Consider the following 21,600-nt stretch of genomic DNA (forward strand, 5'->3'; position numbering starts at 1 on the left):
TTGGCCCACTGCAATGAGTTTCCATGACCACACTGATGATTCAAGGCACCACCTCGGATGCAGGCAAAAGTACCGTGGTGGCGGGGCTATGCCGTGTTTTGCAGCGCCGGGGGTTCTCGGTGGCTCCGTTCAAGCCCCAGAACATGGCGCTCAACAGCGCCGTGACCATCGATGGCGGAGAGATTGGCCGCTCCACTGCGCTTCAGGCCCAGGCGGCGGGGGTGATGCCGCACAGCGACATGAACCCAGTGCTGCTCAAGCCGGAAACGGACCGGGGGGCCCAGGTGATCCTGCGGGGCAAGGTGCATGGCCATATGGATGCACTGGATTATCACGCCTTCAAACGTACCGCCCAGGAGAGCGTGATGGCCGCCTGGCAGGCGTTGTCCCAGCGCCATGAGGTGATCATTGCCGAAGGGGCGGGGAGCCCGGCAGAAATCAACCTGCGCAAGGGGGATATCGCCAACATGGGCTTTGCCGAAGCCGTGGATTGCCCGGTACTGCTGGTGGGCGATATCGACCGTGGAGGGGTGTTTGCTCAACTGGTGGGTACCCTGGCGCTGCTGAGCGACAGCGAGCAGGCGCGGACCAAGGGGTTCATCATCAACCGTTTTCGGGGCGATATCGGGCTGCTGGAGCCGGGGCTCGAGTGGCTGACGGCGCGCACCCGCAAACCGGTACTGGGTACGTTGCCCTATCTGCCCGGATTGCTGTTGGATGCCGAAGACAGCATTGGCACGGTGCAGGCAGAAAAACAGCGCGACACCCTGAACGTCATCGTGCCTGCCTTGCCACGCATCAGTAATCACACCGACTTCGATGCCTTGCGCCTGCACCCGCAGGTGTCGTTGAGCTTTATCGGACCGGACCAGCCGATACCGGCAGCCGACGTGATCATCCTGCCGGGCAGTAAAAGCACCGCCAGCGACCTGGCCTGGCTGAAGCGCCAAGGGTGGGAGGCTGCCATCGCCAGGCACTTGCGTTACGGGGGCAAGGTGCTGGGCATTTGCGGCGGTTTTCAGATGCTGGGGGAGTGGGTGGACGACCCCGAAGGGCTGGAGGGAGCCGCCGGGCGGGTGGCGGGCCTGGGCTGGCTGGCGCTTTCGACGCGCATGGCCCCGGCCAAGCAACTGCGCAACGTGCATGGAGTGCTGGCCGGTAGTCAGGTGCCGGTGAGCGGCTACGAAATCCATCACGGCGTGAGTGAGGGCAAGGCGCTGGAGCGCCCGCTCTTCGACCTGGGTGGCCATTTTGATGGGGCCATCAGCGAAGATGGGCAAGTGTTGGGGACTTACCTGCACGGGTTGTTCGACCACCCCGATGCCTGTCAGGCCTTGCTGGAACGCTTGGGGCTGGCCAGCGCCAGTCGCATCGATTACACCGCCCACCGTGAACAGGCGCTGGAACGCCTGGCCGATACGCTGGAGGCGCACCTGGATATCGAGGCAATACTGGCTTTGCTGGCGCCCGTAGGCGGCGCTAGGTAGAGCCGTTACCCCAGTGCTCCAGCAGCAGGTCGATAAACAGCTGCGCCGTGCTGGATAGGCTGTGGGAATTGCTGCGCACCAGGCCGATCGAGCGCTGAATGCGCGGCTCCGGTAGCGCCCGAGAGCAGAGCGTATCGTGGTCGGGGCCGGGCATGGTCATGCGCGGCAGGATGGCCACGCCGAGCCCCGATTCCACCAACCCCAGCGAGGTGGAAAGGTGTTGCACCTCGTAGAAGCTGTTGAGGTGCACGCCTTCCGCCGACAGGGCATTGTCCAGCAGGGTGCGGTTGCCGCTGTCCCGGCTGACGGTGATCAGGCGGACATCTTCCAGGTCGCTCCACTCGATTTGCTGCTTGCTGGCCAGCGGGTGATCAGAGCGCAGCGCCAGCACGAAAGGGTCACGCAGCAGCGGGGTGAAGCGTACTTCCGAGCTTTGCGCGCTGATCATGTTGATCCCGAAGTCGGCCTCTCCATTGATGACCTTTTCCAGACCTTCGTTGGCGCTGACGTCCAGAATGCGAATCCGAATGCCTGGCCAGGCCTCGCTGAACACGCGAATCACACTAGGCAAAAAGTAGAAGGCCGCCGTGGGCAGGCAGGCAATGGTCACCGTGCCTTTCTGGTGGGTCACCAGCTCGCGGATACCCAGAATCGACGACTCGTACTCTTCCAGCATGCGCCGTGCGCGGGGCAGGAAATCGGCCCCGATGGGGGTTAGTCGTGTACGCCGTGTGGTGCGCTCAAGTAGTTCAACTTCCAGGAGTTCTTCCAGTTTCTGGATGCGCCGAGTGAGGGCGGGCTGGGATAGGTGAAGACGCTGGGCAGCCTCATGAAACGTGCCCAGTTCCGCCACCAGAATGAACGCCTGAAGGTCGAGAAATTCGAGTCTATGGAGCATCGGATTGTTGCGCAAAAAAGCTGGTTTGATAAGCAAAACACATTAATGCAAGAAATGGATTTATAGAAATGGATATTTGCATTTGAGGCATTAAAAATTGCCTGACATTCTCCGCCTATCAGTCAACACGACCAGTCGACACGACGGGTCAAGATCATCACGGTGGAGCCCATGAACAGTATTCCATGTGTCGTTATGCGGGGAGGCACCTCACGAGGCCCTTTCTTGCGAATGAAGGACCTGCCCGCAGATCAAGGGCAGCAGGCCGACATTCTGCTGAGCTTGATGGGGTCTGGCCATGCGCTGCAAATCGATGGCATCGGCGGGGGAGACCCGCTGACCAGCAAGGTCGCCATCGTCGAACGCTCTTCCCACCCGGAAGCCGACGTCGATTACCTGTTCGCACAGGTGGACGTGCTCAACAAACGAGTCGACTTCAACCCCAACTGCGGCAACATGCTCTCGGCCGTTGGCCCCTACGCGCTGGAGACCGGCCTGGTAGAGCCGCAAGATGGCGTCACGGTCGTCAAGGTGTACAACCTGAACACGCGTCGGTTGATCGAATGCCATGTGCCTACCCCGGCCAGGCAGGTGCAGTACGAGGGCGATGTGTGTATCAGCGGAGTGCCCGGCAGTGCGGCGGGCATCCAGTTGAGCTTTCTGGATATCATGGGCAGCAAGACGGGCCAGCTCCTGCCCACTGGCCACGCCAGCGAGATGATCGAGGGCGTCGAGGTGAGCTGCATCGACGCGGCGACGCCGATCATGCTGCTGCGCGCGGAGTCGCTGGGCGTGACGGGTCATGAAGCGCCCGCCGAGCTGGATGCCAATCAACCCCTGCTTGACCGTCTGGAAGCGCTGCGCCGTGAAGCGGGCAAGCGCATGGGGCTGGGGGACGTGCGTGAAAGCGTGCTGCCCAAGGTGGTGCTGGTGTCGGCGCCAGCGGCGGGGGCAAGCACCTTGAATGTGCGTTATTTTGTGCCCCATCGTTGCCATAAGGCCATTGCCGTGACCGGGGCGATGGCCGTGGTGGCCGCCATCAACGTGCCCGGCTCGGTGGCCAACCTGCTGGCCCGCGACGTCGGGCGAGTAACGCCTGATGAACTGCTTTGCCATCTGGTGCTGGAGCACCCCTCTGGCACCATTGCGCTGACCGCCGAGTACCGCAATGACGACCCCTTCGACATTGCCCGTGTCTCGCTCATGCGGACCGCACGCAAGATCATGAGCGGGCAGATTTTTTATGCGGCCCCCGCGGCTCCGTCGCTGGAAGCCGCTACGTAAACCACCGCGATAAATGCATTGACCGACAATAATCAATAACAGGAGTAGCGCCATGAACGTTCTTACTCACTCACCACGCGCTAGCGTGATCTCTGCCTCTCGCCATGTCTATCGCAAAGCGCTGCTGGTGCTGGCGTGCTCGGCACTGGGAGCCGTCAGCCTGAATGCCCAGGCCGACGAGGTGGCCGTGCCCGATACCATCCGCTGGACGATTCCCTTTGGCGTGGGGGGCGGGACGGATGTATGGGCCCGCTTTTTGACCACCTGGATGACCGATCACATTCAAGGGGCTCCGACGCTGGTCATCGACAACGTGCCGGGCGGAGGCTCCATCAACGGCAGCAACCTGTATGCCATGCGTGCGCCTTCCGATGGCAGCCAGTGGCTGGGCACGTCGGCGTCTACCCAGTATCCCGCCATGCTTCAGGACCGTCGCGTACGCTATGACTACAACGACTGGACGCCGATACTGGCTTCGCCCACCGGCGGCGTGGTGTACGCCCAGCCCAGCCTGGGCAGCAGCCCGGAAGAAGTGCTCGATGCCTTGAGCGAGCAGCGGGTGAAATTTGCGGTGCAGAGCCACACGGGCCTGGAGTTACCGGTCTTGATCGCGCTGGATATGCTGGGAGCGGACGTACAAGCCGTGTCGGGCATGCGCAGCCGAGGAGAGGGGCGGTTGGCCTTCGAGCGCGGCGAGGCGGATATCGATTTTCAGACCACATCGGCCTATTTCAGCAGCGTAGCGCCGCTGGTGGAGAGTGGCCGTGCCGTGCCGCTGTTCTCACTGGGCGTGCTGGACGAGCAGGGCGACATCGTGCGTGACCCTGCTTTCCCTGAACTGCCGACGTTCAATGAGGTGTATGAAGCCGCTCATGGAGAGCAGCCCGGTGGACTGGCCGGTGACGCCTTCCACAAGTTCTTCGCATCGGGCTTCACGCTGCAAAAGATGATCGTGGTGCCCAAGGATACCCCCGAAGCGCTGGTGGCTGAGTATCGTGAAGCGGTGCGCCGCTTCATCGATACCGACGAGTTCAAACAGGCTGCCGACGCACAGCTTGGCCCCTATACCCAAGTGGTGGGCGAGGTCGTGGAGCAGCATTTGCAGGATGCCATGGCGTTGGAAGATGCCACGCGCGAGTGGCTGGTGGAATGGCTGTTGGAGCAGCACGGGGCGCGCATCTGAGCCCCTTTCAATACACCCTTGAAAGCGCTGCCTGAGCAGCGCTTTCAGGCTCCTTTACTTTCCACTTTCAAAGAGCCAACGCTATGTTAGACGTTCTGTTTTCCAGCCTGGGGCAGTTATTTACTGTCCCGCATATGCTGTACATGGTCATTGGGGTGCTGATCGGGCTCGTGGTCGGCATCATCCCGGGGTTGGGTGGTATTGCCGGCATGTCGCTGCTGCTGCCTTTTCTCTATGGCATGGAACCCTCCGTTGCGTTGGGGATGCTGATGGGGCTGGTGGCCGTGATTCCTACCGGGGATACCTTCGCGTCGGTGCTGCTGGGTATTCCGGGCTCCAGCGCTTCCCAGGCCACCGTGGTGGATGGCTTTGCTCTGGCCAAGAAAGGTCAGGCGGCGAGAGCGCTGTCCAGCGCGTTTTTGTCTTCCATGATTGGCGGTTTGATCGGTGCCATGGTGCTGACGGCCTTCATTCTGGTGGCAAGGCCCGTGGTGCTGTCGTTTTCATCGTCCGAACTCTTCATGTTGACCCTGCTGGGGCTCTCCATGGTGGCCGTACTGTCCGGGCGTGACGTGTTCAAGGGGCTGGCGGCCTGCGGGGTGGGGTTGCTGGTAGGCACCATCGGCATGGCCCCGGCCACGGGCGAATTCCGCCTGCCGCTGGACATCGACTATCTGTATGACGGCCTGCCGCTGGTCGTGGTGGGTCTGGGGATCTTTGCACTGCCTGAAATCATCGACCTGCTGGTCAAGCGCGGGGCCATTGCCGAGCAGCCATACCAGCTTGGCAAAGGGTGGAAAGAGGGCGTCATGGATGTGGCCAAACGGCCGGGGCTGGTGGCCCGTTGTGCGGGTATCGGCAGCCTTATGGGCACCATTCCGGGGTTGGCAGGTTCGGTGGTGGACTGGCTGACCTATGGCCATGCGGTACAGAGCGCCAAGGACAAGTCGCAGTTTGGCAAGGGCGACATTCGCGGTGTCATTGCGCCGGAATCGGCCAACAACGCGACCGCGTGCGGGGCCATGGTGCCCACGCTGCTGTTCGGGATCCCGGGGTCGGGTACGGCGGCGGTATTTTTGGGCGGGCTGCTGCTGCTCGGTCTGCAGCCGGGCGTCAGCATGCTGGAGACCAATCTGGACCTGACCTATACCATCATCTGGTCCTTGGCCTTGGCCAACATTCTGGGGGCCGCGTTCTGTCTGGGTCTGGCACGTCCCGTGGCGAGTTTGACCCGCGTGCCCTTCGTGATTCTGGCGCCGCTGATCACCATTCTGATTCTGTTTGCGGCATACCAGGCCACCCGCTCTCTGGGCGACCTGTTTGCCCTGGGCATGATTGGTGCGCTTGGCGTGCTGTTCAAACAGGCCAACTGGTCACGCCCTGCGTTTCTGATCGGGTTCGTGCTGGCGCCGGGGGCCGAGGCCTATTTTTATCAGGCCGCGCAGTTCCAGGGCGTCGATGCCTTCATGCGCCCTGGAGTGATCATCATTGGTGCGCTGATTGCCGCCTCGTTACTGCTGCCCCCGCTACGCCGCTACTTGCAAAAGCGCCGTGAGGCAAGCGTGCCGGAAGCCTATGCCCATCAGGAAGAGGAGGCCCCGTTGGCACTGGGCGTCATCGATATCGTGCTGTTGGCTGGCCTGTTGGCCACGGCCGGGTATGTCTGGTTCGCATTTGCCGACCTTTCCCTGCTGGGGGGGATCATGCCTCGGCTGGCCATTGCGGTCATCGTGGCCGCGTGCCTGCTGGAAATCGTCAGAACGGTTATCAAGCCCATGCGCTGGCAGCACCAGCCGTTACGCCAGCAGTTGGTGTGGATTCTCGGCTTCTTTGGCCTGATCGGTGGGGTGATGCTATTCGGCTTTCTGGTCATGGCCAGCCTGTTCTGCCTTGGGTTTTTGCTGTCGGTGGCAAGAATGAAGCCCGTGGCGGCGGTGGGGCTGGCAGCCGGGGTCACGCTGTTCCTGGTCGGCATGGCCAATCTGCTGACCTTGAACTATCCCACCGGGATGTTGGCATTCCTGTAGCCTGCTCGGCCTTCGTTGCACCAAAAGCCACGCGGTGGCTTTTGGTGTTTCTCTTTTACGCGGCCTGCCTTTGGGCTCTGCCTTTCTGGCGCCTTTCTGGCGCCTTTCTGTAGAATGTGGCCAGAACGATAGAGTCAACGAACGCAACGAGAGGGCGTCATGAAGGTAGTCCATGTAAGTGAACGTGCCCAGCGGGATGCGTGTTTGGCCAGATTGTGTGCCGATGTCTATGGCCAGGCGGCAGGGTTGACGCCGCTGGTGGTCTTCACCGGTACCCGGAACGTGCTGTTTGCCCAGGAAGGCGCGCGCTTGCTGGCGGGGGTGGATGGCAACGGCAAGCCGCTGGCCCTGGCGCTGCTGGTGCTGGACGAGAAAGGCCAGGGCATGACCGTCACCCATGCCTGCGAGCTGGTGGAAGGGGCCAAGGCCCGCCTGCTGAGCGAACTGAGCCTGAAGGCGCCGCTACGTGTCGAGGTGAGCAGTGAGCAGGAAGAGGCGTTCTACCAGCAGTGCGGGTTCAAGCGCTGGTGGACCACGGCGCAGGGCCAGCGCGTTGGGCTCGTGGCGCGCCATCCTGCCAGCCATGTGGATGAGCTGGCGCCCACCCTGGAGCTGGACGAGGCGTTGATTCTGCGTCGTTTCAAGCACGACGCGGCCGCTTTCGGCCAGGCCAAGGAAGCCTTCCTGGCGGGCTTGAATCAGTTCCCGACGTCTTTGTAGCCTTCAGGTGGAACGGCGTGTTCCATGTTTGAGAACCTGTTTGCACGTTGTTGTCACGAAGCGTCGTCAAGTTCAGGGTAAAATGGCTTCCTCAATAGTGATGGTTAAGAGGAATTTGCATCATGGCGCTTGCGATCATGGATTCGACGTCTCGTTACGGCCTGGTGAGTCGTGCGTTGCACTGGGGTATGGCACTGCTGTTCGTTTGGCAATTCAGTGGCGCTGGGGCTCGGGTGCTGCTGGAAGATACGGCCATTGAAAGCTTCTTGTGGGGCACTCATCGAGACGTTGGCGTGCTGCTGATGACGCTGGTGGTAATGCGGGCGCTCTGGGCGTTGGCCAATGCCTCGCGCCGCCCGCCTGCCGTGAGCGTCATGGCCAAGCTGGGCCATCTGGCGCTCTATGGCGTGATGATCGCGGTACCCACCATTGCGCTGATTCGTCAGTACGGCTCTGGGCGGCCGCTGGAGGTATTCGGCGTGCCGCTGATGTCGGGAGGCGGTGAGCGCGTGGAGTGGATGATCAACCTGGGCGGCTTGCTGCACGGTGAGCTTGGCTGGGCGCTGCTGGTACTGGTGCTGGGCCATATCGGCATGGCGGTGCTGCACCGCCGCTTGACGGGCCACAGCCTGATGACCCGCATGGCATAGCCTGCGCGCCCGTTCAACATGGCGTCCATAAAAACGGCGTGCCTCCTGGGCACGCCGTTTTTTGTGCGCTGCAGTTGTGGTGAATAGTTGTGGCAGATAGTTTTGGTGAATAGTTATGACGGAGAGTTTTGGTGAACAGTCGCGGCGAAGAGACGCCCGCTACTTGGCCAGGTCACGCATGGCGTTTTCCAGCCCCTCCAGGGTCATGGGGTACATGCGGTCGTCGATCAGCTCGCGGATCAGGGTGGTCGAGTAGGTGTACTCCCAGGCGCGGGGTGGCATGGGGTTCAGCCACGCCAACCGGGGGAATTTATCGGCCAGCCGTTTGAGCCACACTCCGCCCGCTTCGTCGTTGAAGTGCTCCACGCTACCGCCACGGTGGGTGACCTCGTAAGGCGACATGGCGGCGTCGCCGACGATGACCACCTGATAGTCCGCGCCGTAGGTGTGCAGTACGTCCATGGTAGGGATACGCTCGTTGCCACGGCGCAGGTTGTTTTTCCAGACGCCTTCGTAGAGGCAGTTATGGAAGTAGTAGTGCTCCAGGTGCTTGAACTCGGAGCGTGCCGCAGAAAAGAGCTCTTCGCATACCCGGATGTGGTCGTCCATGGAGCCGCCCACGTCCAGAAACAGCAGCACCTTGACCGCATTGTGGCGCTCCGGGCGCATCTGGATATTGAGCAGCCCGGCATCGCGGGCGGTTTCGCGAATGGTGCCGTCCACATCGAACTCGTCCCGAGCGCCCTGGCGGGCGAATTTGCGCAGCCGTCGCAGGGCCATTTTGATGTTGCGGGTGCCCAGCTCCAGAGAGTCGTCGTAATCGCGAAAGCGTCGCTCGTCCCACACCTTGGTGGCGCGGCGGTGGCGGGAACCATCTTGCCCAATTCGAATGCCTTCCGGGTTGTAGCCGTAGGCCCCAAAGGGGCTGGTGCCGCCGGTGCCAATCCACTTGTTGCCCCCCGCGTGGCGCTCTTTCTGCTCTTCCAGGCGCTTCTTGAAGGTCTCGATGAGCTCTTCCAACCCGCCCAGCGACTCGATCCTGGCTTTCTCTTCATCGGTGAGCTGTTTCTCGAATTCGCGGCGCAGCCACTCGTCGGGAATCAGCGCTTCGATGGCGGCGTCCATGTCCTCGATGCCCTTGAACCAGGCGGCAAAGGCGCGATCGAAGCGGTCGAAGTGGCGCTCATCCTTCACCATGACCGTGCGCGCGACCTGATAGAACGCCTCCATATCGGCAAACACCACGCCGCGCTCCACCACCGCGTGAAGGTCCAAAAGCTCCCGCAGTGAAACGGGTACGCCTGCGCGTTTGAGGGTCTCGAACAAGCCGATGAACATGGCTTAGCGCCCGCTGTTCTTCTGGCGACGCATCATGAACGCCAGGCGTTCCAGCAGGTGGGTGTCCTGCTCGTTCTTGACCAGCGCGCCGGCCATGGGCGGTAGCGCCTTGGCGGGGTCGCGATGATACAGCGCTTCCTGAGCCAGCTCGTCGGCCATCAGCAGCTTGAGCCAATCGACCAGCTCGGAAGTGGAAGGCTTCTTTTTCAGCCCTGGAGCGCTGCGCAGGTCGAAAAAGACCTCCAGCGCCTCGCTGGCGAGCCTGGGGGCGATGTCGGGAAAGTGAACGTCGACGATGGCCTGCATGGTCTCGCGGTCGGGGAACTCGATGTAGTGGAAGAAGCAGCGGCGCAGGAAGGCGTCCGGCAGCTCTTTTTCATTGTTGGAGGTGATGACGATGATCGGACGCTGCTCGGCACGGATGGTCTCGCCGGTTTCATAAACGTGAAACTCCATGCGATCCAGCTCCTGGAGCAGGTCATTGGGGAATTCGATGTCTGCCTTGTCGATTTCGTCGATCAACAGCACGACACGCTCACCAGCGGTGAAGGCTTCCCAGAGCTTGCCGGGCTTGATGTAGTTGCCGACGTTCTCGACGCCTTCCACGCCGAGCTGCGAGTCGCGCAGGCGGCTCACCGCATCGTATTCGTAGAGCCCCTGGGCTGCCTTGGTGCTGGACTTGATATGCCAGGTGATCAGCCGAGTGCCCAGCGAAGCCGCCAGCTCTTCGGCCAGCAGCGTCTTGCCGGTGCCCGGCTCGCCCTTGATGAGCAGCGGGCGCTGGAGTACCACGGCGGCATTCACCGCCTGCTTGAGTGCATCGGTTGCGATATACGAAGAGGTAGAGTCAAACGCCATGCTGGGCCTCGGCTTGTCGAAAGCGTGATCAGATTCAAACAAGTGTACGTGAGGCTGGCCCTCCCGGCCAAGCGCCCACGGTTCAGGCCTTGTTGGGCGGTACCAGCCCAAGACGATGCATCTGGCGGTACACGGTAGGGCGTGACACGTCCAGATGGCGAGCCACGGCACTGACATTCCACTGGTGCTGGTGGAGCAGTTCGGCCAGCGGGTGGTGCTGTGGGCTGGCCTGCTGGGTCTGGTCGAGACGACGGCGGGTGATGCGTGCGCCCAGGCACTGCTCCGGCAGGTCATGCACGGTAATCTCGTCGCTTTCGGCAGTGGCCAGTGCAAATGCCAGGGCATTCTTGAGCTGACGTATGTTGCCAGGCCAGGTGTAGGCCAGCAGAGCGCTGATGGCATCGGCTCTCAGGCGGGGCGTATGTGCGCCTTGGCGCTCGTTGACGACCTCATCGAACACCTGACGAATCACGAAGAGCCGGTCGGCTCGCTCACGCAGGGCAGGCAGACTGAGTTGGGCGCCGTTCAGACGGTAATACAGGTCTTCGCGGAACTCGCCCTGGGCAATCATGGCGTCAATATGGCGGTGGGTGGCGGAAATGACCCGAATATCGACTTTTTCGGGTTTGTTCGCCCCCAGCGGCATCACTTCGCGCTCGGCCAGTACGCGCAGCAGGCGGGTTTGCAGGGCCAGCGGCATGTCGCCGATCTCATCCAGAAACAGAGTGCCGCCATGGGCCTGGGGGATCAGCCCGCGCATGCCTTTGGCCCGGCTGCCGGTAAAGGCGCCGGGTTCGTAGCCAAACAGCTCGCTTTCGATCAGAGCTTCGGGAATGGCCGCACAGTTCACCGCCACGAAGGGGCCGTTGGCCCGGTGGCCGCTGTCGTGCAGGGCTCTCGCCACGACTTCCTTGCCGGTGCCTGTTTCGCCGGTGATCAACACGTTGACGCTGACCTCATTGCGCAACCTATCGGCGAGCTTCTGGACTTTGCGCATGGCGGGGTCGTCGCCACCCAGCCGTGCCAACGGCGCGGCCAAGGGAGTCTGGGAACGCTCTGCTGCCTCTCGGCGGGGCCGTTTTGGCTCCAGCAGGCTGAGAAAATAGATGGTATTGCTGGCACGGGCACGAAACGCTCGCAGTTGGTCGTCGCTGGCGCCATTGATGCTCAGTACGTCGGCCATGTCGCACTCGAACAGCTCACCCAGCATGGGGGCGTGATGGCTTGACCAGGGCGGCCAGCGGCGCTGGTGCGCACTGATCAGCTCGCGGCCCACGGCATTGGCGGCAATCACTTGCCCGTTCTCTTCCATGGCGATGAGACCGCGCCCGTTGACATGCACGAATTCTCGCGAGGTATCCAGGCGCACCATCAGGCAGTCGCGGTAGCGCTGCAAGAAGTAGGCATCTTCGATCATGCGGGCGTAAAGGGTGACCAGCGAGAGGCTGAAGTTCTGGCTTTCATGCTGGGCCGGGGAGTGGAGCGCTGAAATGTCCAGCACGGCCATGACGTTGCCCTGCGGGTCGGCGATGGGGGCAGCGGTGCAGGTGAGGGAAATATGCGTGGCGTCGAAGTGCTCCTGACGGTGGCAAATGATCGCCTGGCGGTCGTGCAGGCAGGTGCCCACCGCACAGGTGCCCGCGAAGCGCTCGTCCCAGTCGGCACCCAGATAGAGGCCCGCCTTGCGTAGCTGCTGGTCCTGGCTTGGGTTGCCGCGAAACTCGACGGTAATGCCCCGGTGGTCGGTGAGCAGCAGCACGTAGCCGAGCTGGGCGATTTGTCCGTAGAGCTGGTCGACCCCGGCTCGGGCAACGTGCAGCAGTTCATCGACGGATTCGCGATGCTCGAGCAGTGTTTGCTGGGGCACCACTCGGGCAGGGCGGGGCTGCGTGGGGTCGAGCCGATACTCGTTCAAGCAGCGCAGCCAGGAGCGGCGGATAGTGGCCTGCGCCGGTAGCTGGGGCACATCCAGCCCTTCGCCGAGCTGAAAGATGTGTTCGATGTGCTGGCGCTGCATCGGGGCCAGGCGGGTCGGTGGCAGTGATGGCGTTGGCATGGCGTATCCACACAAAATTCTTGTTGTGTCTCCAGCCTATGCGCTTTGTGGTGGGTGTCAACGAGGGCGTATTACGCCGTTAGTCGCGCGTTACACCTGTAACGTGGCGCGTACACAAGGCGTGACAGCTGTACGCGGTTGGCACGGTTTTATAGCGCTTCGAAGATGCTTGATTGATGATGTTTTTCAGTCATTTATTACCGGTTTTGAGCGTTTGGCACGGCGGGTGCTTAGGGTTGGGTGTCTTATCGACAGTTCAACAATAACAACGACCCTGGAGTACCCGCGATGACTCACACCGAGGCAAGTACACCCTCTAACGCCACCACCTCCGTTCAGGCATGGCTGCAGGCCCTGGATGACGCGCTGCAGGCGCAGGATGTTCAGCGCGTATTAACGCTGTTCAACGACGAGTGCTATTGGCGCGACTTTTTATCCTTTACCTGGAATCTCAAAACCTGCGAAGGCAAACAGGAGATTCAGGCGATGCTGGAGGCCACCCTGGCGAATACCCTGCCTGGCCAGTGGCAGATAGACGGCGACGCCAGTGAGAACGGCGATACCGTGGAGGCGTGGTTCACGTTTAAAACGGCCATTGCCAGCGGCAAAGGCTACCTGCGGTTGAAGAACGGCAAGTGTTGGACGCTGCTCACCACCCTGCAGGCGCTGGATGATTTTCCCGAACCGCGTAACCACCATCGCCCCAAAGGTGCCGAGCATGGCGCCAACAAACAGCGCGAAACCTGGCTGGAAGCCCGCGAGCGTGAAGAGGCTGAGCTGGGTTACACGCGCCAGCCCTACTGCGTGATCATCGGAGGAGGACAAGGCGGCATTGGCCTGGGGGCGCGGCTAAAGCAGATGGGCGTGCCTACCCTCATCATCGAGCGTAACGAACGCGCGGGGGACTCCTGGCGCAAGCGCTATAAATCCCTCTGCCTGCATGACCCGGTGTGGTACGACCACCTGCCCTATATTCCGTTTCCCGACAACTGGCCGGTGTTTGCCCCGAAAGACAAAGTGGGCGACTGGCTGGAAATGTACACAAAAGTGATGGAGCTCAACTATTGGAGTTCCACCACCTGCGACAATGCACGCTTCGATGAAGCCGCAGGCGAGTGGGTGGTGAACGTCAAGCGTAACGGTGAGCAGATAACGCTACGTCCGAAACAGCTGGTGATGGCCACCGGCATGTCGGGCATGCCCAACATCCCCAAATTTCCGGGCGCGGAGTGTTTCGAAGGCGATCAGCAGCACTCCAGCCAGCATCCGGGGCCAGACGCCTACGCCGGTAAAAAGTGCGTGATCGTGGGGTCGAACAACTCGGCCCACGACATTGCGGCGGCCCTCTGGGAACACGATGCCGATGTCACCATGCTTCAGCGCTCTTCGACGCATATCGTCAAGTCGGATTCGTTGATGGAAGAGGTGCTGGGGCCGCTCTATTCGGAAAATGCGGTGGCGGGTGGCCTGACCCATGACAAGGCCGACCTGCTGTTTGCGTCGATTCCCTACAAGGTGCTGCCCGATTTCCAGCGGCCCGCCTTTGCCGCCATCAAGCAGCGTGATGCGGCGTTTTATCAGAAGCTGGAAGACGCAGGCTTTCTGCTCGATTTCGGTGACGACGACTCAGGCCTGTTCCTGAAGTACCTGCGTCGTGGCTCGGGCTACTACATCGATGTGGGGGCCTGTGATCTGGTCGCCAACGGCGATATCAAACTACGCAGCGGCGTCGGCATCGAGCGCATCAATCCTCGCTCCATTACCTTGACCGATGGCAGCGAACTGCCGGCGGACCTCATCGTATACGCCACGGGCTATGGCTCGATGAATGGCTGGGCTGCACGGCTCATCTCCCAGGAGGTGGCAGACAAGGTGGGCAAGTGCTGGGGGCTGGGCTCCGACACCACCAAGGACCCCGGCCCCTGGGAAGGCGAGCTGCGCAACATGTGGAAGCCCACTCAGCAAGAGGCGTTGTGGTTCCACGGTGGCAACCTGCATCAGTCCCGGCACTACTCGCACTACCTGGCGCTGCAGTTGAAAGCGCGTATGGAAGGCCTGGAAACCCCCGTGTACGGGCTTCAGCCGGTACATCATGTGTCTTGATAGGAAGGGCTAGTCATGAGTCAAACCAATATGCAAGCAGCGGTATGGTATGCGGCCAGGGATCTTCGCGTGGAGCAGGTGCCTGTGCCTACCATTAACGACCCTCACTCGGTGAAGGTGAAAGTGGCCGTCTGTGGGATTTGCGGCAGCGATTTGCATGAATACGCCGCCGGGCCGATTTTCATCCCGGTGGGCAAGCCGCACCCCATCAGCGGCGAACAGGCGCCGATCATCATGGGCCATGAGTTTGCGGGGGAAGTGGTGGAGGTCGGTGAAAAAGTCACCCGCGTGAAGGTGGGGGATCGCGTCGCCATCGAGCCTATTCTTTCGCCCAACAAGGATGGCGCTTACCAGATGGAGCGCTACAACCTGACGCCGCTGCTCGGCTTCCACGGCCTTTCCGGTGGCGGCGGTGGCTTTTCCGAGTTCACCGTCATGGGCGAGCACATGGTGCACAAACTGCCGGATGACCTGAGCTTCGAGCAGGGGGCCCTGGTAGAGCCCGCCGCCGTGGCGCTGCATGCGGTGCGCCAGAGCTGCCTGAAGGCTGGGGATAGTGCTGCGGTGTTCGGCGCCGGGCCGATTGGCCTGATGACCATCGAGGCCCTCAAGGCCGCTGGGGCTGCGCAGATCTACGCGATAGAAGTCGCGCCATCCCGCAAAGCGAAAGCCGAAGCGTTGGGGGCCATCGTGGTCGACCCACAGCAAGAAGACGCCGTGGAGAAGCTGCACGCATTGAGTAAGGGTGGGGTCGATGTGGCGTTCGAAGTCACCGGCATTCCCGCCGTGCTCAACCAGGCGCTGCACAGTACCCACGAAGGCGGCGAAGTAGTGGTGGTGAGCATTTGGGAGGGGGACGCCAGCTTCCAGCCCAATGACCTGGTCATCAAGGAGCGCACCATGAAAGGCATCATTGCCTATCGGCATGTCTATCCGGCGGTGATGGCGTTGATGCAGCGAGGCTACTTCCGGGCCGAAGACATGGTCACCCAGCGTATTCCTCTGGCCAACATCGTCGAAGAGGGCTTCGAGGCGCTGTTGAGCGACAAGGCGCAGGTGAAAATCATCGTCACGCCCTAGGGCCGCCTTTCATCACCCGCAAAGGCCATCTTCGGATGGCCTTTTTTGGTATGAGGGTTTGACTACTCGGCGTAGATCATTTTGCGGGTCATGCCGCCGTCGGCCACGATGTTCTGACCGGTGATGAACCCGGCCTCGTCGGACAGCAGAAAGTGCGTCAGGGCAGCGATGTCTTGGGGCGTGCCCACGCGTCCCACCGGATGCTGGTCACGATCGATGGCGCGGTGCTCCACCGGCTGCTGGCGGCTGGGCTTTTGCCAGTCGCCCACTTCTATCCAGCCTGGGCTGATGGCGTTGACGCGAATGTCCGGGCCAAGGCTCACGGCAAGGGCATGGGTGAGGGCCACGATGCCGCCTTTGCTGGCCGCATACGCTTCGGTGTCGGGCTCGGATTGCAGGGCCCGGGACGAGGCCATCAGCACGATACTGCCTCCATGGGGCCGCAAATGCGCCGCCCCATGCTTGGCGCACAGGAACGCGCCGGTGAGGTTGGTATTCAAGTAGGCTTGCCAGGTTTCCAGTGGCAGCTGTTCGATCGTGCCATGAAACGGGTCGGCGATGCCCGCGTTATGGACGATGCCATCCAGCCTGCCAAAGTGTTGCACGGTACGTTCGAGCGTGCGGGCAATGTGTCCCTCTTGGCTGACGTCAGCTTCCAGAACCAGTAGCTGGTCGTACTGTTTCAGTCGCTGCGCCGCAGCGCGCAGCGCTTCTGCATCGATGTCGACGATGGCCACCTGGTGGCCGTTGGAGAGGAGTTCATTCGCAATGCCCAGACCAATCCCCTGGGCACCGCCCGTCACATACACTGCTTTACGCTGCACCATGACAATTTTACCGCCTGAAGGCCAAGTGAATAGGGGAAACGTGCGTTCGCGGAGCCAAATGTAAAATATCTACACAGCTAAAGACAGCACCTACTTTAATGCATAGAGTTAAACATGTTGAAGGATATCAAACGCTCCGTAAGCGTCGGGTCAAGGGTGTGTGAAAGCCAATTGAGAGGTTGACCATGGTGGAGAGTGAACAGGCGCGGCTTCAGGCACTGCATGATCTGGCGCTATTGGATACGCCACCCGAAGAGCGCTTCGATCGCTTTACACGGCTCGCCGTTCAGCTATTTGGGGTCGATATCGCGCTGGTTTCTCTGGTGGATGAGGAGCGGCAGTGGTTCAAGTCCCGTCAGGGGTTCGGGTTGACGCAGACTTGTCGAGAAGAGTCTTTCTGCGCTCATGCCATTCAAACCGATGGCATCTTCGAAGTCGAAGACGCCAGCCTGGATCCACGTTTTCGCCAGAACGTGCTGGTGACCACGCGAGGTGGAATACGTTTCTATGCCGGTATGCCACTGACGACGTCAGACGGCTTTCGCGTGGGTACGTTGTGCATCATTCACCCTGAACCTCGCCATTTGTCCCTCTCCGAACGTCAGGCACTGCTCGATTTGGCGGCGTGTGTCGAAGAAGAAATCAATCGCACTGCCTTGGAGCAGGAACTGGCCGCCATTCGGCGCGCCCGTGAGCGGCTTCAACAGGCCGAACAGCAGCAGCGGCGCTTGGTCAGCGCCCTGACCGCCTTGAACGAAATCAGCACATCGTCTGCCCTGAGCATTTCAGAACAGCTCAATGCCAGCCTAACGTTGGGGTGCGATTACCTGGGGATGCAGATCGGTATCGTCAGCCGCGTCGAGCAGGGCGTGTTCGAGGTCGTGGCGGTGCAGGCGCCTCTTGACGTACCGCTGAACGCTGGCCAATGCCTGCCGCTGGCCAATACCTACTGTGACATGACGCTACAGCAGCCGGGCGTGCTGGCCTTCGAACACGCCAGTGAAGGTAACGCTCGGCACCACCCTTGCTATAGCGCGTTTGGCCTGGAAGCCTACATTGGTAGTGCCATTAGCCTGGGGGATCAGACTTTCGGCACCATCAGTTTTTCATCGGCAGCGCCGCGGGCGCAGGCATTTGCCAAGAGTGACGAGCTGTTCCTGAAACTGCTCAGCCGCTGGGTCGGGGCCACCCTGGACCGCCAGCGTGTCGATGCCATGAAAAACGAATTCGTCTCTACCGTGAGCCACGAGCTGCGTACGCCGCTGACGGCCATGACCGGCAGCATCAAGCTGGTCATGGCGGGCGCCACGGGTGCGGTGCCCCAGCACACACAGCAGATGCTGGCCTTGGCGTTGAAAAACGGCGAGCGCCTGGCACGTTTGGTCAATGATCTGCTGGATATCGAGAAACTGCTGGCAGGTAAACTGCACTTCGTTTGTCACCCGCAACCCTTGGGGGCACTGCTGAACGCGGCCGTTCAGGAGAACCAGCCCTATGCCACCGAACATGATGTGACCTTTGTATTGAAGCCCCTGGAGCAGGAGCGCTGGATCCATGTGGACACTCTACGGTTTCAGCAGGTCATGGCGAATTTACTCTCCAATGCTGCTAAATTTTCTTTATCTGGGGGGCGCGTCACTATATTTTGTGAGGAGCATGATAAAAACGTGCGAATCAATGTCCGGGATACAGGATGTGGCATTCCGGACGAGTTCAAGCCTCGGGTATTTCAAAAATTCTCCCAGGCAGATTCTAGTGACCGACGCGTGAAGGGAGGAACGGGATTGGGACTTTCAATTTGCAAGGCGATCACCGAGCACATGGGAGGCAGTATTGGCTTCACCTCTCAACAGGGGCAGGGCAGTACGTTTCATGTCACGTTTCCTTGGGTAGAGGAACAAGATCGTGCACTTCACTAATCAGTTAAGCTGGTCGAGCGGTGTTTCTCGTAATGCAGGTTTGGGACTGTTAGCGGCACTTCTGATGGCGGGCATCATTGGCAACATGCTGCAACTGTCGGTGCTGTTCAACGTATATTTCGTGTTCGGGTCGGTGGCCGTCATGTTGGCCATTGCCTGGTTGGGCGCTTGGCCTGCTATCCTGATTGGCACTCTGGCGGGGGCTTATACCTACGTCTTCTGGGAAAATCCGGTCACGGTAGCGATTTTCATCCTCGAAGCCGTCGTGGTGTCACTGCTTTATCGTTACGTCGTCAAAAACCTGATCATCGCGAGCCTCATCTTCTGGACTGTGGTGGCGGCCCCCATCGACTTCATCTTTTTCCCCTTCCTGTTGGGCTGGTCTCAGGAACTGACGCAGCTGGTCTATTTGAAACAGGCCATCAATGGCGTGCTGAATACCGTCATCGCCAGCGTGATTCTGGTGCTGTGTGGCTTGTCTCGGCGACCTTGGCTGCCTACGGCCGCGCCACTGCTGTCGCTGCGCCATCTGCTGTTCTGCGCGCTGCTATCGGTCACCCTGTTGACGGGCATTCCGCTGGTACTCTACGAAGGGTATGCCATGCGTCAAGGCCAAGAGAGGTTTGTGGAGCGGACCCTGACCTCCTATGCCATCGAACTCGAAGATAGATTGGCCGAACCCGATGCCGCGCTGCGCATCGTGTATCACATTGGCCGGGTGCGTGGCTCCAATGACGTGAATATTGGCGCGCTGGATGCAGACGGCCGTGTGCTGGGGCAGGTCGGTACGTTGAATTCGCTGAACCTTCAGCCGGGCGATGAGCTGCGCCCCGTGAACGAGCGTATTTCCATGTGGCTGCCAGGCAGGATGGAAACCCCTGCGCTGCGGTTTTCACAAGGCAGCTACACCCTGAGTACGTCTGTGGAGGGCATCGCGGGCGTAGACCGGCTGGTACTCGAAACCCCGGCACTGCCGACGGTGCGTGCCATGGAGGCTTACCGTATCGTGCTGTTCATGATGCTGGGAGCGGTCATTGCGATAGGGGTCGTATTGGCCGAGCTGCTCAGCCGACTGATCAGTCAGCCCTTGCTGCATTTGGCCAGGGCTGGCAAGACACTCAGCGCCTCCATTGCCAGCGGCAACTTGCCGACGCTGCCTCAAAGCCGTATCGACGAGTTCGATACCCTCTCGAAGCTGTTGGGTGAAATGAGCCAGGAGTTGAGTGCTGCCTTCAAACGCCTGCGCCATACGCAAAGTCATCTGGAAGTCGAAGTGGAACAGCGCACGAAAGCGCTGGCAAGCAGCAATGGCATGCTGAGTTCGGTGCTGGACTCCGCTGCCGATTTTGCGATCATCGCCACGGATACCCAGGGCATGATCAAGTTGTTCAATCGTGGCGCCGAGGACATGCTGGGCTATACCGCCAGTGAGGTGGTCGGGCTGCACACGCCGCTGCTGTTTCATGATGCCGACGAGGTAGAGCAGCGCCTGCAAGAACTCAGTCACAGCCTGGGTATTTCACTGGCACCCTTTGATGTGTTTACGCACCGCGCTGCCATGGACAAGCGCGACGGCAAGGAGTGGCTGTACATCACCCGCTCGGGTGACCGCCTGCCGGTGAAGCTGGTGGTCACTGCCATACGTGACCCGCAAGGGGGGATTACGGGGTTCCTCGGCATTGCCGAAGACATTTCCGAATCCAAGCGCATCGAACAGATGAAGAACGAATTCATTTCCACGGTGAGCCATGAACTGCGTACACCGCTGACCTCGATTTCAGGCGCCTTGGGCATGGTGACGGCCGGGGCTCTGGGTAGCGTGCCGGAAACGGTCATGAAAATGGTCACCATTGCCCACAAGAACAGCCAGCGTCTGACCCACCTGATCAATGACCTGCTGGACATCGAAAAAATTGCCGCAGGCAAGCTGGCCTTCGATATGCAATGGCAGCCGCTGCACCGACTGCTGGAGAGCGCCATCGAAGAGAATCGCCATTATCGCCACGAGCGCAATGTCTCGCTGACCTTGGAAAACCCCTACCCTGAGGGCCAAGTGCGCGTGGATGGCCAGCGGTTGCAGCAAGTGTTGGCCAACCTGATGTCGAACGCCGTGAAGTTTTCTCCCGAAGGCGGAGAGGTCCGTATCGTGGTGGAAAAGCAGGCGGACAGAGTCCGTGTCAGCGTGATGGATCAGGGGCCGGGCATTCCAGAGAATTTCAAGGCGCAGATTTTCAGCAAGTTTGCTCAAGTAGACGCCTCCGACTCCCGAGCCAAAGGCGGGACGGGCCTTGGGCTTGCCATTACCCGCGAGCTGGTAGAGCACATGGAGGGTGAGATCGGTTTCTCATCCCGGGAGGGGCAGGGCAGCTGCTTCTGGTTCACGCTCCCGCTGCATCCCTCTGAAGGCGTGGGCCAGGGCGGCGAGCCCGATACCAGTGCCAATCTGCTGGTGATCGAGGACGACCCTTCCGTTGCCCGCGTGCTCAAGGAGACGTTGACCGAGGCAGGCTATCGGGTCGATCTGGCCTATGACGGCGCTTCTGCGCTGGCAAAATTGGCGCGTCATCGGTATGACGCAGTGACGGTGGATATTGGCCTGCCGGACATGAGCGGTTTTGAGGTCATTCATGCGCTACGCGATCAGCGTGCTACACAGCATACGCCGGTACTGGTGGTGACGGGTACGGTAGAGCGCGGCCAGGTGGCGCTGGAGGGCTATCTTGACGATATCGCCTGGCTGGCCAAGCCCATTCAAGCGCAGCATCTCTTGGCCTTGCTGAGTGAAAAGATGAATGCTCAGCCAGCACGTCTTTCTCTGTTGCATATCGAAGACGACTCGGACCTCCATGCGGTCATCAATACGATGTTGAGCCCTCATGCGGATTGTGAGCATGCGATCGATGTGGCCATGGCCCGCCGGGCGCTGAGCCAGCGTCGCTACGATGCCGTGATCCTGGATATCGGGTTGCCCGATGGCGATGGGTGGGAACTGCTGGTGCAGATTCGTGAGGAGCAGCCGGAGGCGAGCATCATTATTTTATCCGGACAGTCGATCAGTGAGGCAGATCAACACCGGGTCGAGGCGGTATTTCTAAAATCGCGTATCAGCCCCGAGCAACTGCTCGAGGCCGTTAGACAACGTACGCAGCTGGCTCTGATGGAAGGTTAGG

General features: G+C 60.8%; 15 protein-coding genes. 10 read left to right on the top strand and 5 right to left on the bottom strand.

Translation table 11 applies throughout. The features are described from left to right. The first annotated feature begins 23 nt into the window (after positions 1 to 23). On the top strand, positions 24 to 1,487 hold the full coding sequence (locus FEU76_RS11340; RefSeq protein WP_144983102.1) for a cobyric acid synthase: 1,464 nt from the start codon (positions 24 to 26) through the stop codon (positions 1,485 to 1,487). Here FEU76_RS11340 and FEU76_RS11345 read toward each other — a convergent pair. Beyond that, positions 1,480 to 2,385 carry a LysR family transcriptional regulator gene (locus FEU76_RS11345; protein WP_026001725.1) on the bottom strand — a complete coding sequence of 302 codons (906 nt, stop codon included), beginning with the start codon at positions 2,383 to 2,385 and terminating at the stop codon, positions 1,480 to 1,482. The genes FEU76_RS11340 and FEU76_RS11345 overlap by 8 nt on opposite strands. Before the next feature lie 171 nt (positions 2,386 to 2,556). Between FEU76_RS11345 and FEU76_RS11350 the strand changes: the two genes are divergently transcribed. The 5 genes from FEU76_RS11350 (at position 2,557) to FEU76_RS11370 (ending at position 8,249) form a co-directional block, all read left to right on the top strand. Beyond that, positions 2,557 to 3,669 (top strand): 4-oxalomesaconate tautomerase, encoded by a 1,113-nt coding sequence (locus FEU76_RS11350; protein WP_084123794.1) that lies wholly within the window; start codon positions 2,557 to 2,559, stop codon positions 3,667 to 3,669. Between the two features lie 52 nt (positions 3,670 to 3,721). After that, entirely contained in the window at positions 3,722 to 4,852 is a 1,131-nt protein-coding gene (locus FEU76_RS11355) for a Bug family tripartite tricarboxylate transporter substrate binding protein (RefSeq protein ID WP_144983104.1), read from the top strand. Between the two features lie 83 nt (positions 4,853 to 4,935). Beyond that, a complete protein-coding gene (locus FEU76_RS11360) occupies positions 4,936 to 6,879 on the top strand; it encodes a tripartite tricarboxylate transporter permease (RefSeq protein WP_144983107.1) in 1,944 nt (647 codons plus the stop codon). 159 nt (positions 6,880 to 7,038) lie between these two features. Next, positions 7,039 to 7,599, top strand: a complete 561-nt coding sequence (locus tag FEU76_RS11365) for a hypothetical protein (RefSeq protein WP_081192865.1) — start codon at positions 7,039 to 7,041, stop codon at positions 7,597 to 7,599. A 122-nt stretch (positions 7,600 to 7,721) separates the two neighbouring features. Then, complete coding sequence (locus tag FEU76_RS11370; protein WP_144983110.1) at positions 7,722 to 8,249, top strand: cytochrome b; 528 nt, start codon at positions 7,722 to 7,724, stop codon at positions 8,247 to 8,249. A 159-nt stretch (positions 8,250 to 8,408) separates the two neighbouring features. Here FEU76_RS11370 and FEU76_RS11375 read toward each other — a convergent pair whose 3' ends face one another. From FEU76_RS11375 to FEU76_RS11385, 3 genes are all read right to left on the bottom strand, one after another. Next, positions 8,409 to 9,587 (bottom strand): vWA domain-containing protein, encoded by a 1,179-nt coding sequence (locus FEU76_RS11375; RefSeq protein ID WP_081138895.1) that lies wholly within the window; start codon positions 9,585 to 9,587, stop codon positions 8,409 to 8,411. 3 nt (positions 9,588 to 9,590) lie between these two features. Further along, a complete protein-coding gene (locus FEU76_RS11380; RefSeq protein ID WP_039179688.1) occupies positions 9,591 to 10,445 on the bottom strand; it encodes an AAA family ATPase in 855 nt (284 codons plus the stop codon). 82 nt (positions 10,446 to 10,527) lie between these two features. Further along, positions 10,528 to 12,501, bottom strand: a complete 1,974-nt coding sequence (locus FEU76_RS11385) for a sigma-54-dependent Fis family transcriptional regulator (RefSeq protein WP_144983113.1) — start codon at positions 12,499 to 12,501, stop codon at positions 10,528 to 10,530. A gap of 288 nt (positions 12,502 to 12,789) precedes the next feature. Between FEU76_RS11385 and FEU76_RS11390 the strand changes: the two genes are divergently transcribed. Then, positions 12,790 to 14,604 carry an NAD(P)/FAD-dependent oxidoreductase gene (locus FEU76_RS11390; protein ID WP_144983116.1) on the top strand — a complete coding sequence of 605 codons (1,815 nt, stop codon included), beginning with the start codon at positions 12,790 to 12,792 and terminating at the stop codon, positions 14,602 to 14,604. Positions 14,605 to 14,619: 15 nt separating this feature from the next. Then, positions 14,620 to 15,684, top strand: a complete 1,065-nt coding sequence (locus tag FEU76_RS11395; RefSeq protein ID WP_313955442.1) for a 2,3-butanediol dehydrogenase — start codon at positions 14,620 to 14,622, stop codon at positions 15,682 to 15,684. 62 nt (positions 15,685 to 15,746) lie between these two features. On the opposite strand, the gene FEU76_RS11400 is transcribed toward FEU76_RS11395, so the two are convergent. Continuing rightward, complete coding sequence (locus tag FEU76_RS11400) at positions 15,747 to 16,511, bottom strand: SDR family oxidoreductase (protein WP_144983119.1); 765 nt, start codon at positions 16,509 to 16,511, stop codon at positions 15,747 to 15,749. A gap of 185 nt (positions 16,512 to 16,696) precedes the next feature. Here FEU76_RS11400 and FEU76_RS11405 point away from each other — a divergent pair, with 185 nt between their 5' ends. Together FEU76_RS11405 and FEU76_RS11410 are read left to right on the top strand one after the other, a co-directional pair. Continuing rightward, entirely contained in the window at positions 16,697 to 18,430 is a 1,734-nt protein-coding gene (locus tag FEU76_RS11405) for an ATP-binding protein (RefSeq protein WP_144983122.1), read from the top strand. Then, entirely contained in the window at positions 18,417 to 21,599 is a 3,183-nt protein-coding gene (locus tag FEU76_RS11410; RefSeq protein ID WP_144983125.1) for a response regulator, read from the top strand. Before FEU76_RS11405 ends, FEU76_RS11410 begins: the two co-directional genes overlap by 14 nt. Position 21,600: the final 1 nt, after the last annotated feature.

Origin of the sequence: Halomonas sp. C22 (assembly GCF_007655045.1) — a bacterium.
Taxonomy (GTDB): Bacteria; Pseudomonadota; Gammaproteobacteria; order Pseudomonadales; family Halomonadaceae; genus Vreelandella; species Vreelandella hamiltonii.

Bases quoted from the DNA above. Each gene is read 5' to 3' on its own strand.
- FEU76_RS11395 (WP_313955442.1), top strand. From the start codon at position 14,620: ATGAGTCAAACCAATATGCAAGCAGCGGTATGGTATGCGGCCAGGGAT.
- FEU76_RS11345 (WP_026001725.1), bottom strand. From the start codon at position 2,385: ATGCTCCATAGACTCGAATTTCTCGACCTTCAGGCGTTCATTCTGGTG.
- FEU76_RS11385 (WP_144983113.1), bottom strand. From the start codon at position 12,501: ATGCCAACGCCATCACTGCCACCGACCCGCCTGGCCCCGATGCAGCGC.
- FEU76_RS11405 (WP_144983122.1), top strand. From the start codon at position 16,697: ATGGTGGAGAGTGAACAGGCGCGGCTTCAGGCACTGCATGATCTGGCG.
- FEU76_RS11400 (WP_144983119.1), bottom strand. From the start codon at position 16,511: ATGGTGCAGCGTAAAGCAGTGTATGTGACGGGCGGTGCCCAGGGGATT.
- FEU76_RS11365 (WP_081192865.1), top strand. From the start codon at position 7,039: ATGAAGGTAGTCCATGTAAGTGAACGTGCCCAGCGGGATGCGTGTTTG.
- FEU76_RS11375 (WP_081138895.1), bottom strand. From the start codon at position 9,587: ATGTTCATCGGCTTGTTCGAGACCCTCAAACGCGCAGGCGTACCCGTT.
- FEU76_RS11340 (WP_144983102.1), top strand. From the start codon at position 24: ATGACCACACTGATGATTCAAGGCACCACCTCGGATGCAGGCAAAAGT.
- FEU76_RS11390 (WP_144983116.1), top strand. From the start codon at position 12,790: ATGACTCACACCGAGGCAAGTACACCCTCTAACGCCACCACCTCCGTT.
- FEU76_RS11350 (WP_084123794.1), top strand. From the start codon at position 2,557: ATGAACAGTATTCCATGTGTCGTTATGCGGGGAGGCACCTCACGAGGC.
- FEU76_RS11380 (WP_039179688.1), bottom strand. From the start codon at position 10,445: ATGGCGTTTGACTCTACCTCTTCGTATATCGCAACCGATGCACTCAAG.
- FEU76_RS11360 (WP_144983107.1), top strand. From the start codon at position 4,936: ATGTTAGACGTTCTGTTTTCCAGCCTGGGGCAGTTATTTACTGTCCCG.
- FEU76_RS11370 (WP_144983110.1), top strand. From the start codon at position 7,722: ATGGCGCTTGCGATCATGGATTCGACGTCTCGTTACGGCCTGGTGAGT.
- FEU76_RS11355 (WP_144983104.1), top strand. From the start codon at position 3,722: ATGAACGTTCTTACTCACTCACCACGCGCTAGCGTGATCTCTGCCTCT.